The sequence below is a fragment of the Sphaerisporangium corydalis genome, from assembly GCF_025506355.1.
Classification (GTDB): domain Bacteria; phylum Actinomycetota; class Actinomycetes; order Streptosporangiales; family Streptosporangiaceae; genus Sphaerisporangium; species Sphaerisporangium corydalis.
This window is the reverse complement of the sequence record NZ_JANZYP010000002.1, coordinates 67,534-80,615: the sequence shown is the minus strand read 5'-3', so window position 1 is coordinate 80,615 and position 13,082 is coordinate 67,534. Positions and strand designations below refer to the sequence as shown.

The window sequence follows — 13,082 nt, the reverse complement described above, 5'->3', positions numbered from 1 at the left end:
AGCGGTCACCCCGCCGTGGGAGTGCTCCTGGCGGCGGCGCCGTCCCGGAGGTTGACCGGGCGGTAGGCCCGGAACTGGCCGCCCGGCTTCAGCCCGTGGTCGACGATGCGGTAGTCGGTGCCGTACCCGGCACGCTGCTGGTAGGCCCAGTACGAGGTGTGCCCCGCGTCGGCCCATCGGTCGAAGATGACCACCGCGCGCGCCGTGTTGCCGCCCACCGGGTCGATCACGAGGTCGCCCTGGAGCAGCTCGGTCATCTTGATCGGCCGGCTGAAGTTCGGTGTGGCCAGGCTGATCGTGTTGGGCCCCGGCCGCGGCAGTTCGAGCGCCATGGAGGCGTAGCCGGAGCCGTCGGTGCGGTAGCCGTCGTGCTTCTTCACCTGGCTGTACGGCACCCGCCGTCCGGTGGCCGGCCGCCAGGTCCTGGCCCTGGCGATCACTCCGGCCCGGTCCACGGCCACGATGACCGGTTTGGGGGCCTTGGTGCGTACGGCGTGCACGCTCGCGCCGCCGGTCGCCGGCGCCGATCCCCCGCTGAGCGTGATGCTCAGCACGATGCCGGCGGTCAGGCCGACGGCCAGGCCGAGGACGGCCCCGACCAGGAACCGCCGTCGCGACCGGCCCGCGGGCCCGCGCGGCGCGATCACACCGGTCGTCTCGTCCGTGGTCCCCTCCTTCATCTCGATCAGCGTGTCCGACCCCGAGGCCTGCCCGACCGGCGGCGCGACGGCGTCCGATACACCGCCCGGCACACCGCCTGACACACCGCCCGACAGGCTGCCCGAGACGCCGGCCGGAACGCCGTCCGGGACGCCTTCGGGGAAGCCCGCCAGCCGCCGGGCCTGCTCGGCCGCCTCCCACAACTCGCGGAAGCGGCCCTCGTCCTCCCGGCACAGCCGGGCCAGCCCTTCCACGGCGTCCAGCGGGATCCAGGTGTCTCCCGCGAGCCATCGCCCCCAGGACGACCGGCTCGCGTGCGTCACCTGCTCCAGTGCCCGCAGGTCGAAACCCGCCCGTTCCTTCAGGGCTCTCAGTTCCCGCAGGAGTATGCGGGTCGGCTCGGGCAGGTCGTCGGACAGCGGTCGCAGTCGTCGACTCCTGCCAGTGTTCCCGATTCCGTTCACCACGGTGATTCGTCCCAACCTTGTCTCAGCGGCCTGAGTCATCGCAGGTCATGTCGACACCTATTGGAGGTATTGTCCCAACTTCATTAATTTCACGATGAGTTTCAGGAATTTCCTGCCAGCGTGTGTGCCCGGCCGGCCAAACCGAACGATCAACGGCAGGGACTATAGGAGAACACATGCCCTCGGACCGAAGCTTTTGGATCACGGCAGGAAACCTGGCGCTCGTCACGGCCGTCGCGTGTGGAGGCGGCCTCGCGCTGCCGGCGTCCGCCCAGGCGGCGCCCCTCACCCGCATCGCGCCGGTCACATTGGTGACCGCGTCGGCGACCACGGACGCGGCGTCCACCCTGGCCGCCGCGGCTCCGATCACCCGCTCGGCGATGATCGCCCGGGCCAAGACCTGGAACCCGCACACCTCGAAGCGCATTCCCTACAGCCAGGCCAAGACGCACGGCGGCTACCGGACCGACTGCTCCGGCTACGTCTCCATGGCGCTCGGGCTCGCCAAGCCCGGGCCGATCACCGTCGGGCTGGCCAAGGCGGCTTACACCAAGCGCATCAAGATCTCCGAACTGCGCAAGGGCGACCTGATCATTGACGCCATCGGCAACAACAACACCAGGCACGTCGTCATCTTCGAGAAGTGGGCCAACACCGGGCACACCTCGTACTGGGCTTACGAGCAGCGCGGCAGCTACGGGACCGACTACCGGACCCGCACCTACGGCCTGTCGTCGGGGAGCGAGTACAAGCCGTACCGGGCGCTGAACATCCGTGAGGACGCGCCGGTGCCGCCGCCCACGGTCACCCGCGCCACGGTGATCGCCCGCGCGAAGACCTGGAAGCCGGCCACCGCGCAGCGCGTGCCGTACAGCCAGACCGCCAAGCACGACGGCTACCGCGCCGACGGCTCGGGCTACGTCTCCATGACGCTCGGCCTCGCCAAGCCCGGCCTGCTGACGATGGACCTGGCGGCGAGCGCCCACAGCCGTCCCATCAAGATGACCGAACTGCTCCAGGGCGACCTCGTGATCGACCCGGTGGGCGGCAGCACCGCGCGCGCCGTGCTCATCTTCGACAAGTGGGCCGACGCCGGGCACACCTCGTACTGGGCCTACCAGCAGCGCGCCGGGTTCGGCACCGACTACCGCATCGTCAAGGACGGCCTGACGGCCGGCACCCAGTTCAAGGCCTACCGCCCGACCGGGATCCGCTAGTGCGCGGAACACGGCCCTGGGCCGGCCCGCTCGGCCCGGCCCGGATCGCGGGGGCGCTCCTGCTCGCGGCGACCCTCGCGGCGACCGTCCCCGCGACGACCGCGGAGGCCGCCGCCCCCCTGCCGACCGCCCCCTGCGGGACGGGAGGGGTGACGGCGGGCGACACCGGGACGGCCGCGCTCCTCAACAACCAGGTGACGATGAAGATGCGCGGCTACCTGGACGGGTACCGGGTCTCGTGCGCCAGGGCGGTGGTCGGGGTGGTCCGCGCTCGCGGGCTCCCGAGGGAGGCGGCGGTGATCGCGATCACCACGGCCATCGTCGAGTCGGGCGTGCGGAACATCAACCGGGAGGTCGACCACGACAGCCTGGGCGTGTTCCAGCAGCGGGTCGCCTGGGGCAGCGCCGCCCAGCGGCTCGACGTGGCCTGGTCGACCGGGGCGTTCCTCGACAAGATGCTCCGCAAGTACCCGGACGGTTCCTGGCGGACGGCCGTGGTGGGCGACGTCTGCCAGCGGGTGCAGGTGTCGAAGTACCCCGAGCGGTACCAGCCGCAGGCCGGGGACGCGCAGGTGATCGTCTCCGCGTTGTGGCCCGCGGCCGGTGTGACGCGAGCCCAGGTCATCGCCCGCGCGAAGACCTGGAAGCCGGCCACCGCGCAGCGCGTGCCGTACAGCCAGACCGCCAGGCACGACGGCTACCGGGCCGACGGCTCGGGTTACGCCGCGATGGCGTTGCGGCTCGGCGCACCCGGTCCCACCTCCCTGGGGCTGGTCTCCGCCGGCCACAGCAGGCCGATCCCGGTCTCCGAGCTGCGTCCCGGTGACCTGGTCATCAGGGCCACCGGTCCGGCCGCCGGACGGCAGGTGATCATCTTCGACAGATGGGCGGACGCCAAGCACCGGTCGTACTGGGCCTACCAGCAGCGTCGCGGCTACGGCACCGACCACCGGCGCCTGACCCAGGGCCTGTCCCCGGGGACCGGGTTCGCCGCCTACCGGCCGCTCGCCCTCAACTGACCCGGCCACGGCCGTCCGGTCCTCCACCGGCGGTCCGGCCCTTCACGATCAGGGGCAGGAGCCCGGTCACACCCGTGACCGGGCTCCTCGTGGTCCACACCGGCGCGCCGGTCGTGACGCTCCCGCATGACGTCCCGGCCGGTCAGGACGCCCCGCGCCGGTCGTCACGCCCGGCCGCGTCGTAGCGGTCGCGGGCCGCGCGCACGTCCTCGATGCGGTCCTCCGCCCAGGCCTTGATGGCACGCTGGAGCGGGAGCAGGCTCTCCCCGAGCGCGGTCAGCTCGTAGTCGACGCGCGGCGGCACGGACGCGGTGACCGCGCGGTCGACGAGCCCGTCGCGTTCGAGCTTGCGCAACGTCTGCGTGAGCATCTTCTGGGTCGCGCCCGCGACGATCCGGGAGATCTCGCTGTGCCTCAGCGGGCCGTCCGCGAGCGCGCTGAGCACCAGAGTGACCCATTTGTCGCTGAGGGTCGCCAGCAGCTCGTGCCCCGGGCACCCGGCGAGGTTCGCGTTGTACGCCCGCCGCGCGACATCGCGCCTCTCGGCGGAGCTCATCGTCGCCATGGGTCCTCCCGCGTCCGGCGCCGGCGTGGTTCCCCCGGCGTTCCATGGGCACTCGCGAGTACCTTCTTCCCACGGTACCCACCGTTTTCTAACGTCGGCCGCATGCGTTCCATTGCCGTCCGCCGGTTCGGCGGCCCCGAAGTCCTCGAGCTGATCGACACCCCGGTACCCGACCCCGGCCCCGGGCAGATACGCGTGAAGGTCGCGGGCTCGGCGCTCAACCCGATCGACCTCTCCGCGCGTGCCGGGCGCCTCACCGAAGCGGGTCTGGTCGCCCCCTCGGCGTCGCTCGGGCTCGGATGGGACGTGGCCGGGCACGTCGACGCGCTCGGACCGGACACCCGCCGCTTCCGGCCGGGCGACGCGGTCGTCGGCCTGCGCGACCTGCTGTTCGCGGGCGGGGCCCATGCCGGCCATGTCGTGCTGGACGAGCCGGCGGTGGCGAAGGCCCCCACGTCGGTGTCCCTGGTCGAGGCGGCGACGCTCCCGCTCAACGCCCTCACCGCCGACCGCGCGCTCGGCCTCGCGGGCCTCGGTCGCGGAGGGACGCTGCTGGTCACGGGCGCGTCAGGTGGCGTAGGCGGGTTCGTGGTCGAGCTCGCCGCGCTGCGCGGCCTGCGGACCGTCGCCCACGCCCGCCCCGGCGACGTGGAACGGGTGCGCGCGCTCGGCGCCGACGAGGTCGTCACGTCGGCCGACGACCTCGGTCCCGCCGTGCGGTCGATCGTCCCGGGCGGGGTGGACGCCGTGGTCGACGCGGCGGTCCTCGGCATCGCGGCGCATCAGGCGCTGCGCGGCGCGGGCACGTTCGTCGCGCTGGTCGCCCCGTTCGCCCCGCCGCCCATCCGGGGCACGCGCGTCGTCGTCCAGGAGGTCTTCGCCGACGGCGCCCGGCTCGCCGAACTGGCGGCGCTCGTGGACGCGGGAGCGCTCACGCTTCGTGTGGCGCGGACGCTGCCGCTGGAGGAGGCCCGGGCCGCGCACACCCTGCTGGAGAAGGGCGGTCTTCGCGGCCGGATCGTCCTCACCCCGTGAGACGCCCGCGCCGGGAATCAGAAGGGCAGGCCGGGGCGCAGGGCCAGCAGGTAGAAGGCCACGAGGGCCGCGTACAGGACGTATCCCCAGATGGGGACGCGCCAGGGGGAGCCGGACTCGGTGGACGCCGGCCGTTCGTAGGGCCGGCGGACACCGAGCGTCATGAAGCCGATCAGCGCCATGCCCGGCCCCCAGACACCGATCAGGCCGTAGAACACGATCAGCGGGTCGCCGCCGATCGCGGCGGGGAGCAGCAGGACGAAACCGAGGAGGAACGGGATCCACAGGCGGGTGACGCTCGTCGCCCGCTCGTGGGGGGAGGCCACGGGCGTGGCGGGCGGCAGGGTGTCCAGCCACATCGTGCCGAGCGGCCTGGCCACGAAGTACAGGGCCACCATCGAGCCGGCCGCGATGACGATCTGCAGCGCCATGGGGATGCCCAGGATCCTGGCCACGACGGCCGTGTCACCGGGGGTGAGTATCGGCATCACGACCAGGTAGCCGATGCCGCCCACCAGCCCGGTCATGGCCAGCCACATCATCAGCAGGTTGCCGAAACCCTGGCGCCTGATCGAGCGCCGGTAGATCGACAGGAACAGCAGTCCCAGCGCCACGCTGCCGACCGGACCGGCCGCGGCGATGACGGCCTCGTGGGCCGGGGAGGAGGTCGAGGGGTTGTCCTCCACGAACTGGCCGATCGTGGTCGGGTAGCCGTACGCGCGGGCGGCCACGGCGTGGCAGAACTCGTGCAGGAACACTTCGGTGAGTTGCGCGACGGCGTATGAGAGGGCGAGGGGAACCCACGCGCGGCGCGGCGATTCTGCGGTCGGGGGGCTGGTCAGCATGGTGCATGACTCAACCACAAACCCCCACGAAATAAGTGCTCTCAGATGAAGTGCGGCGGGTATCCCGTCCACGTTCACGGGAACCTGTGGAGGAGGGCCCGCCCCCGCCCTGGCCGGTCCGCCCGGAGGTCTACCCGGCCTGGTGGTACGGCCGATCGCGGCGGGCGTCGCGCAGGACCGACCCCCACCACTGGAGCTCGTCGAGCATCGCCTTCGCCGACCCCTCGGGACCCTCGGGGGCGATGAGCCGGCCGTCGGCGTCGAAGAGCTGGTAGTACCGGGGGAACGAGACATAGTCGCGGACCGTGTGCGCCAGCAGCTCGCCGAAGACCTGCCGCAACTGCTCCACCGCGAGGATGCCGCCGCTCCCCCCGCTGTAGCCGACGAAACCGATCGGCTTGGCCTCCCACTCGGTGTAGTGCCAGTCGATGGCCGCCTTCAGCGACGCCGGGAAGCTGCGGTTGTACTCCGGCGTCACTACGACGATCGCGTCCGCCGCGTCGATCCGCCGGGTCAGCTCCGCCATCTCCGCGGGCCTGGCCATGTTCGGTTCGAGCCTCGGCGGCAGGGGCGGCAGTTCGAGCGGCAGGGGCGTGTCCGCGAGGTCGATCAGGTCGACCTTGAACGCGCCGTGCGACTCGGCCCGCTCGGTGAACCAGTTCGCCACCACCGGGCCGAACCGGCCCTGCCTGACGCTGCCGATGATGACCGCGAGGTCGAGGGTCTCACTGGGCATGCTCGTACTCCTTGCCGGACGTCATGAGGTGACCGCTGCGGCCACGCGTCCCAACCTGCCGGTCTCGCGCGGACCCAGGAAGGCCGGACCGATGGGGGTAGCGGAAGGGCCAGGATCCGGGCGGGCCCCCGCTGTTACGTTCTAGAGGTGAGCGACAACGAGCTGGGCATGTTCCTGCGGCTCCGCCGCGAGGCCGTCACGCCCGCCGACGTGGGCCTGCCCTCGGGTCCCCGCCGTCGTACGCCGGGTCTGCGCCGGGCCGAGCTGGCCACGCTCGCCGGGGTCAGCGTCGAGTACGTGACCCGCCTCGAACGGGGACGCGACCGCCGGCCGTCCGCGCAGGTGCTCTCCGCGCTGGCCGACGTCCTCCGGCTGACCACCAGCGAGCGCATCCACCTGCAACGCCTCAGCAAGGTGGCCGACGGCGGCTTCCGATGCGCGGGCGACATGACGCCCGCCCGCACGGTTCGTCCGACGGTGCGCGTGCTGCTCGACGGCCTGGAGCCCGCGCCCGCGATGCTGGTCAACCGGGTGAGCGAGATCATCGCCTGGACGTCGGGGTACGAGCGGCTGGCGGGGCCCATCGGCCTGCTGGACGGCACCCCGCCGAACCTCGCCCGCTACGTGTTCACCGACCCCCGGGCGCGTGTCGCCTACCCCGAATGGGACCGGGTCGCCGACGAGCGGGCCGCCGCGCTGAAGCAACGGGCGTTCCACACGGACCGGCTGGTGGACGAGCTGACCCTCATCGCCGGGCAGGCCTTCGCCGCGCGCATGAGCACCCTGGCCGGGCTCCCGAAGCCCAATGGCGTCGAGCGGCTGGTCCACCCCGAGGCGGGCGAGCTGCGCCTGGCGTACGAGACCCTGGACCTGCCCGCGGACGACGACCAGCGCCTGGTCGTCCTGCTGCCCGCCGACGACGCCACGGCCGCCGCCCTCGCCCACCTCAACGGCCGGCGGCCGGGAGCGCTGCGCGCGGTGTCCGGCTGACGCGACCAGGCGGCCGGCAGCGCGACCGAGGTCGTACGCGACGGCCCTCCATGAGTTTGACCTCAACCTTGGTTCGGGTTGCATAGTGAACCGCAAATGGTGCGATCGAGGGGTTGAGTCATGAAAGCCGCTGCTCTTTCCGCGTTCGGCGGGCCCGAGGTTCTGCGCGTCATGGAGCTGGAGACGCCACAAGCCGGGCCCGGGCAGGTGCGGGTGCGGGTGAGGACGGCCGGCGTGCAGCCCTTCGACGCGGCCGTCAGGGCGGGCTGGACCCCGCCGGGGGCGAGTGGCGACCTGCCGAGGGTTCCGGGCAACGAGTTCGCCGGGACGGTCGACCAGGTCGGCGAGGGGGTGGCGGGCCCGCCCGCCGGGACCGACGTGCTCGGGTTCTCGCTGATGAACGCCTACGCCGAGTACATCGTGGTCGGCGCCGACCAGGTCACGCCGAAGCCGGCGGGGGTCCCGTGGGCGGTGGCGGGCGGGCTGACGGCCGGTGTGCAGACCGCCGAGCTGGCGGTGGGCGGGCTCGGGGTGGGGAAGGGCGACACGCTGCTGATCCACGGCGCGGCCGGGGCCGTGGGCTCGGCGGCCGTGCAGATCGCCGTCGCGCTGGGCGCCACCGTCATCGGCACCGCGCGGCCGGAGAACCACGAGCACCTCAGGGACCTCGGGGCGATTCCGGTCGCCTACGGAGCGGGACTGGCCGGCCGGGTCCGCCATCTGGCCCCCGGCGGCGTGGACGCGGCGCTCGACGGGGCGGGCGGGGAGGCGCTGGAGGTCTCCCTGGAGCTGGTCGAGGACCGCGACCGCATCCTCACCCTGGTCGACCACGGCCGGGCGGCCGAGCTGGGTGTTCGCGTGACGCGGGGCGAGCGGACGGCCGAGCGGCTCGGCCGGTACGCCGCCATGATCGACGCCGGCGAGTTCCGGTTCCCGGTGCGCAGGACCTATCCCCTGGAACGCGCCGCCGACGCGCACAGGGAGATCGAGACCGGCCACGGCCGCGGAAAGATCATCCTGACGATCGCCTGATCCCGCCTCGGGAGCCTCCGCCCGGGGGCATGATCGGGTCCGGGTGCCGCTCGGCCGGGAGCCTTCGTACGGCGGGGGCCGCCGGTCGGGCATCATGTGCGGATGACCTGGATCGCCCCGAACCCCGCCCGGGTGGAAGCCCCCACCATCGCCGACGAGCGCACGATGCTGGAGGGCTGGCTCGACTTCCACCGGCAGACCTTGCTGAGCAAGTGCGCAGGGCTGACGTCCGACCAGCTCAAGCAGCGCGCCGTCGCCCCGTCCAGCCTGTCGCTGCTGGGGCTCGTGCGCCACATGACCGAGGTCGAACGGTCCTGGTTCAAGAACCGGTTCGCGGGCGAGCCCGACACCCCCTACTACTACAGCGACGACAACCTCGACGGTGATTTCGACGACGTGGACACCGCCGACGCGGAGGCCTGCCTCGCCGCGTTCACGCGGGAGGTCGAGACGGTCCGCGAGGTCGCGGCGAGCCGGTCGCTGGACGAGACCTTCATGGACCCCTTCCGCAAGGTCGAGATGAGCCTGCGCTGGATCTACGTCCACATGATCGAGGAGTACGCCCGCCACAACGGCCACGCCGACATCCTGCGTGAGCGCATCGACGGCGTCACCGGCGAGTGATCTGAGACGGTGCGCTCCCTCGCGCGGTCGTGAATAGAGGTCAGGAAGTGGCCTCAATCGTCCATAGCCTTTTCTCGCAGGGCAGGACGAGCGAAGGAGCCCCCAATGACGATTCTCGTGACCGGAGCGACCGGAACGGTCGGCCGCCGCGTGGCCGGCGAGCTCATCCAGGCGGGTCACCGCGTACGCGCGCTGACCCGCGACCCGTCCAGGGCGAACCTGCCCGCCGGGGTGGAGGTGGTGGCGGGCGACCTGACGGTGACCGACAGCCTGGTGCCCGTGTTCGACGGCGTGACCGCCGCCCACCTGATCACCTTCGGCGGGAAGGACTTCGGGGCGCTGCGCAACGGCCAGGAGATCGTCGACCTGGCCGTCAAGGCCGGGGTGCGCAGGGTCACGGTGCTGGGCGGCTGGGACGAGGGGACGCTGGAGCCGGCCGTGCGGGCCGGCGCCCTGGACTGGACGTTCGTCCAGCCGACGGAGTTCATGTCCAACGCCCTGCACTGGGCCGAGGGCGTCCGCGCCGAAGGGGTCGTGCGCGAACCGTTCGGCGACGCGACCACCGCCATGGTCCACGAGGCCGACATCGCCGCCGTCGCGGCCACGGCCCTGGTGCGGGACGGCCACGCGGGCCGGACCTACGGCCTGACCGGTCCCGAACGGCTGACCACCCGCGACAAGGTCCGCATCATCGGCGAGGCGATCGGCAGGGAGGTCCGGTTCGTCGAGCTGACCGAGGCGCAGGCGCGCGCGAGGATGGCGGCGCAGGGGATGCCGCCGGAGCTGATCGACTTCCTGATCGGCGTCTTCGGCGACGTGCCGGTGGAGCCCAACACGGTGAACTCCACCATCGAGGAGGTCACCGGCCGTCCGGCCCGCTCGTTCGCCCAGTGGGCCGCCGAGAACGCCGCGGCCTTCCGCGCCTGACCCTCCCGGTGCCGGTTCGGCCGCGTGGCGGCGCGGGGGTCCGGCGACGGGCGTCAGGGGGTCTTGGACGGGCCGGGGAGGACCTTGGGGTGGACGGCGACGATGAGGCGGTGGTCGCGTCCCTCGCCCGCCGTGTCGTCGTGGTACTTGCCGACCAGGGTCGCGATCGTCGCGGCCAGCTCCTCGGCGAAGGCGGCGCGGTCGGCGGCCGAGGCGAAGCGGATCTCGCCGTCGATCGCGAACGTCGCCACCTTCTTGCGGGCCTTGCCCGCGCCGGTGATGAGGGCGCCCACGTCGCGCACCAGCCGGGCGGAGACCGCCAGCAGCCAGCGCGCCGAGAGCTGGTCGGGGGACCGGGCCGGATCGGGTTGCACCGCCGCCAGCGCCAGCGGCGAGATCACGTACGACGCGGCGGCGGCGCGCATGACCCGTTCGTTGACGTTGCCCTTGCGGCGTTCCTCGACCAGCACCACCAGGCCGTGACGTTCCAGGGCCTTCAGGTGGTAGTTCACCTTCTGTCGAGGCAGGCCGACCTTCGCGGCGAGCGTGGTGGCCGACGCGGGCTCGGACAGCTCGGCGAGCAGCCGGGACCGTATCGGGTCCAGCGAGACCTCGGCCGCGGCCGGGTCCTCTATCACCGCCACATCCAGCATGTCATCACGATGACACCGACAGAATTACTTGTCAAGAAGCTGTAAGTTGTCGGAGTTGGAGTCGGGGCCCCCGGTGCGGTGCGATACGGGCCCACCCCCTATCGTCCGGTGCATGACTGCTCATTTTGACGTCGTGGTGGTCGGGGCCGGCCCCGGTGGGTACGTCGCGGCCGTGCGCGCCGCGCAGCTCGGGCTCAGCACCGCGGTCGTGGAGGAACGCTACTGGGGCGGGGTCTGCCTCAACGTCGGGTGCATCCCCTCCAAGGCGCTGCTGCGCAACGCCGAGCTGGCCCACCTGTTCACCCAGGAGGCCAAGACATTCGGCATCCGGGTGGAGGGCCAGGTCACCTTCGACTACGCCGAGGCCTTCAAGCGCAGCCGCAAGGTCGCCGACGGCCGGGTCAAGGGCGTCCACTACCTGATGAAGAAGAACGGCATCACCGAGTACGACGGCCGCGGCACCTTCACCGACGCCAACACCCTTCAGGTGGCCCGCACCGGCGGCGGCACCGAGACGGTGACCTTCGACCACTGCGTCATCGCGACGGGCGCGACCACGCGGCTGCTGCCCGGCACCTCGATCAGCGACCGCGTCGTGACCTACGAGGAGCAGATCCTCAGCGACCGGCTCCCCGAGAGCATCATCATCGCCGGCGCGGGCGCGATCGGCGTGGAGTTCGCCTACGTCCTGCACAACTACGGGGTCAAGGTCACGATCGTCGAGTTCCTCGACCGCGTCGTCCCCCTGGAGGACGAGGAGGTCTCGGCGGAGCTGGCGCGGCGCTACAAGCGGCTCGGCGTCGAGATCCTGACCTCGACCCGGGTCGAGTCCATCGACGAGTCGGGCGACAAGGTGCGCGTGACGGTGTCGCGGGACGGGGAGTCGCGCACGATCGAGGCCGACAAGGTGCTGCAGGCCATCGGCTTCCAGCCGCGCGTCGAGGGCTACGGCCTGGAGAACACCGGGGTGCGCCTGACCGAGCGCGGCGCCATCGACGTCGACGGGGGATGCCGGACGAGCGTGCCGCACATCTTCGCCATCGGCGACGTCACCGCGAAGCTGATGCTCGCGCACGCCGCCGAGGCGATGGGGATCGTCGCCGCCGAGACGATCGCCGGCGCCGAGACCATGGAGCTCGACTACGTCATGATCCCGAGGGCGACCTTCTGCCAGCCGCAGATCGCGAGCTTCGGCCACACCGAGGCGCAGGCCAGGGAGAAGGGCTTCGACGTGAAGGTGGCGAAGTTCCCGTTCACGGCGAACGGCAAGGCGCACGGCCTCGGGGACCCCACCGGCTTCGTCAAGCTCCTCAGCGACGCGCGGTACGGCGAGCTGATCGGCGCCCACCTCATCGGCCCCGAGGTCACCGAGCTGCTTCCCGAGCTGACCCTCGCCCAGCAGTGGGACCTGACGGTCAACGAGGTGGCGCGCAACGTGCACGCCCACCCGACGCTCGGCGAGGCCGTCAAGGAGGCCGTCCACGGGCTCGCGGGCCACATGATCAACATGTGACGCCCTGACGGCCGTCATCCCCCACCGGCGGGCCGCCCGCGACGCGGCGTCCCGCCGTCGTGTCAACCAGCCTCGTTCCATAACTTCGCGTGTAAGTTCAACTACCGAGAGTAGTTGGTCGGGCGTGCTCTCAGGACGGGCACGTCAGGCGGGGGCCGGGACGAGGCGCATCCTCACCCTTTGTCTTCCTTGTTCCTCCCTTCGCCGCCGCATGACTCGCGCACGAAGAGGAGACCAGGCACGATGCGACGGAAACTCACCACGGCGGCTCAGGCGTTCACGGTCGCTTTCGGCTGCGCGGCGATCGTCGCCGGCTCGACGGGGGTGTCGGCGGCGCTCGGCTCGACCGGCCCGATCCGCAGCCATTCCAACTGGCGCTGCCTGGACGCCGACCTGAACACCATCAGCGACAACGGCACCAAGGTCCAGTTGTGGAACTGCAACGGCTGGAACAACCAGAAGTGGGCCTACGACGTGAAGACCCACACGATCCGCACCAAGTACAACAACCGCTGCCTGGACGCGGACCTGAACACCATCAGTGGCAACGGCACCAAGGTGCAGCTTTGGGACTGCAACGGCTGGAGCAACCAGAAGTGGATCTATGACGCGATCAGCCACACGGTGTACAGCATGTACAACGGGCGGTGCCTGGACGCCGACCTGGGCGGCATCGGCAGCAACGGCACCAAGGTGCAGCTCTGGGACTGCAACGGGTGGGCCAACCAGAAGTGGACGGTCTGACGCCCGGCGGCCCTCCGGCACATGAGCGCCTGACCCGGCCGTGTCGAGCCCGGCC

At 71.7% G+C, this 13,082-nt stretch carries 14 protein-coding genes; 9 read left to right on the top strand and 5 right to left on the bottom strand.

Features of this window, described 5'->3' with window-relative positions:
• Positions 1–5: 5 nt before the first annotated feature.
• Positions 6–1,124 carry a helix-turn-helix domain-containing protein gene (locus tag NYZ98_RS01915; RefSeq protein ID WP_262840676.1) on the bottom strand — a complete coding sequence of 373 codons (1,119 nt, stop codon included), beginning with the start codon at positions 1,122–1,124 and terminating at the stop codon, positions 6–8.
• 179 nt (positions 1,125–1,303) lie between these two features.
• Between NYZ98_RS01915 and NYZ98_RS01910 the strand changes: the two genes are divergently transcribed.
• Positions 1,304–2,344 carry a C40 family peptidase gene (locus NYZ98_RS01910; protein WP_262840675.1) on the top strand — a complete coding sequence of 347 codons (1,041 nt, stop codon included), beginning with the start codon at positions 1,304–1,306 and terminating at the stop codon, positions 2,342–2,344.
• A complete protein-coding gene (locus tag NYZ98_RS01905) occupies positions 2,344–3,363 on the top strand; it encodes a hypothetical protein (RefSeq protein ID WP_262840674.1) in 1,020 nt (339 codons plus the stop codon). Before NYZ98_RS01910 ends, NYZ98_RS01905 begins: the two co-directional genes overlap by 1 nt.
• A gap of 142 nt (positions 3,364–3,505) precedes the next feature.
• Here the strand turns inward: NYZ98_RS01905 and NYZ98_RS01900 are convergent, their stop codons facing one another.
• Positions 3,506–3,928 carry a winged helix-turn-helix transcriptional regulator gene (locus tag NYZ98_RS01900; RefSeq protein ID WP_262840673.1) on the bottom strand — a complete coding sequence of 141 codons (423 nt, stop codon included), beginning with the start codon at positions 3,926–3,928 and terminating at the stop codon, positions 3,506–3,508.
• A 102-nt stretch (positions 3,929–4,030) separates the two neighbouring features.
• On the opposite strand from NYZ98_RS01900, the gene NYZ98_RS01895 reads away from it, so the two are divergent.
• Positions 4,031–4,963: an NADP-dependent oxidoreductase gene (locus NYZ98_RS01895; protein WP_262840672.1), complete on the top strand. Its 933-nt coding sequence runs from the start codon at positions 4,031–4,033 to the stop codon at positions 4,961–4,963.
• Positions 4,964–4,980: 17 nt separating this feature from the next.
• On the opposite strand, the gene NYZ98_RS01890 is transcribed toward NYZ98_RS01895, so the two are convergent.
• On the bottom strand, positions 4,981–5,808 hold the full coding sequence (locus tag NYZ98_RS01890; protein ID WP_262840671.1) for a zinc metalloprotease: 828 nt from the start codon (positions 5,806–5,808) through the stop codon (positions 4,981–4,983).
• A gap of 130 nt (positions 5,809–5,938) precedes the next feature.
• On the bottom strand, positions 5,939–6,544 hold the full coding sequence (locus NYZ98_RS01885) for an NADPH-dependent FMN reductase (RefSeq protein WP_262840670.1): 606 nt from the start codon (positions 6,542–6,544) through the stop codon (positions 5,939–5,941).
• Positions 6,545–6,691: 147 nt separating this feature from the next.
• Between NYZ98_RS01885 and NYZ98_RS01880 the strand changes: the two genes are divergently transcribed.
• From NYZ98_RS01880 to NYZ98_RS01865, 4 genes are all read left to right on the top strand, one after another.
• Entirely contained in the window at positions 6,692–7,534 is an 843-nt protein-coding gene (locus tag NYZ98_RS01880; RefSeq protein ID WP_262840669.1) for a helix-turn-helix domain-containing protein, read from the top strand.
• Positions 7,535–7,654: 120 nt separating this feature from the next.
• On the top strand, positions 7,655–8,566 hold the full coding sequence (locus NYZ98_RS01875; protein WP_262840668.1) for an NADP-dependent oxidoreductase: 912 nt from the start codon (positions 7,655–7,657) through the stop codon (positions 8,564–8,566).
• A 102-nt stretch (positions 8,567–8,668) separates the two neighbouring features.
• Complete coding sequence (locus NYZ98_RS01870) at positions 8,669–9,190, top strand: DinB family protein (protein ID WP_262840667.1); 522 nt, start codon at positions 8,669–8,671, stop codon at positions 9,188–9,190.
• Positions 9,191–9,295: 105 nt separating this feature from the next.
• Complete coding sequence (locus tag NYZ98_RS01865) at positions 9,296–10,117, top strand: NmrA family NAD(P)-binding protein (protein ID WP_262840666.1); 822 nt, start codon at positions 9,296–9,298, stop codon at positions 10,115–10,117.
• A gap of 53 nt (positions 10,118–10,170) precedes the next feature.
• Here NYZ98_RS01865 and NYZ98_RS01860 read toward each other — a convergent pair whose 3' ends face one another.
• Positions 10,171–10,770 carry an ArsR/SmtB family transcription factor gene (locus tag NYZ98_RS01860; protein ID WP_262840665.1) on the bottom strand — a complete coding sequence of 200 codons (600 nt, stop codon included), beginning with the start codon at positions 10,768–10,770 and terminating at the stop codon, positions 10,171–10,173.
• Positions 10,771–10,882: 112 nt separating this feature from the next.
• On the opposite strand from NYZ98_RS01860, the gene lpdA reads away from it, so the two are divergent.
• Both lpdA and NYZ98_RS01850 read left to right on the top strand, forming a co-directional pair.
• The gene (lpdA, locus tag NYZ98_RS01855) at positions 10,883–12,283 is read left to right on the top strand and encodes a dihydrolipoyl dehydrogenase (RefSeq protein ID WP_262840664.1); all 1,401 of its coding nucleotides are present in this window, start codon (positions 10,883–10,885) and stop codon (positions 12,281–12,283) included.
• A gap of 243 nt (positions 12,284–12,526) precedes the next feature.
• Positions 12,527–13,027 carry an RICIN domain-containing protein gene (locus tag NYZ98_RS01850; protein WP_262840663.1) on the top strand — a complete coding sequence of 167 codons (501 nt, stop codon included), beginning with the start codon at positions 12,527–12,529 and terminating at the stop codon, positions 13,025–13,027.
• The last annotated feature ends 55 nt before the right edge of the window (positions 13,028–13,082 follow it).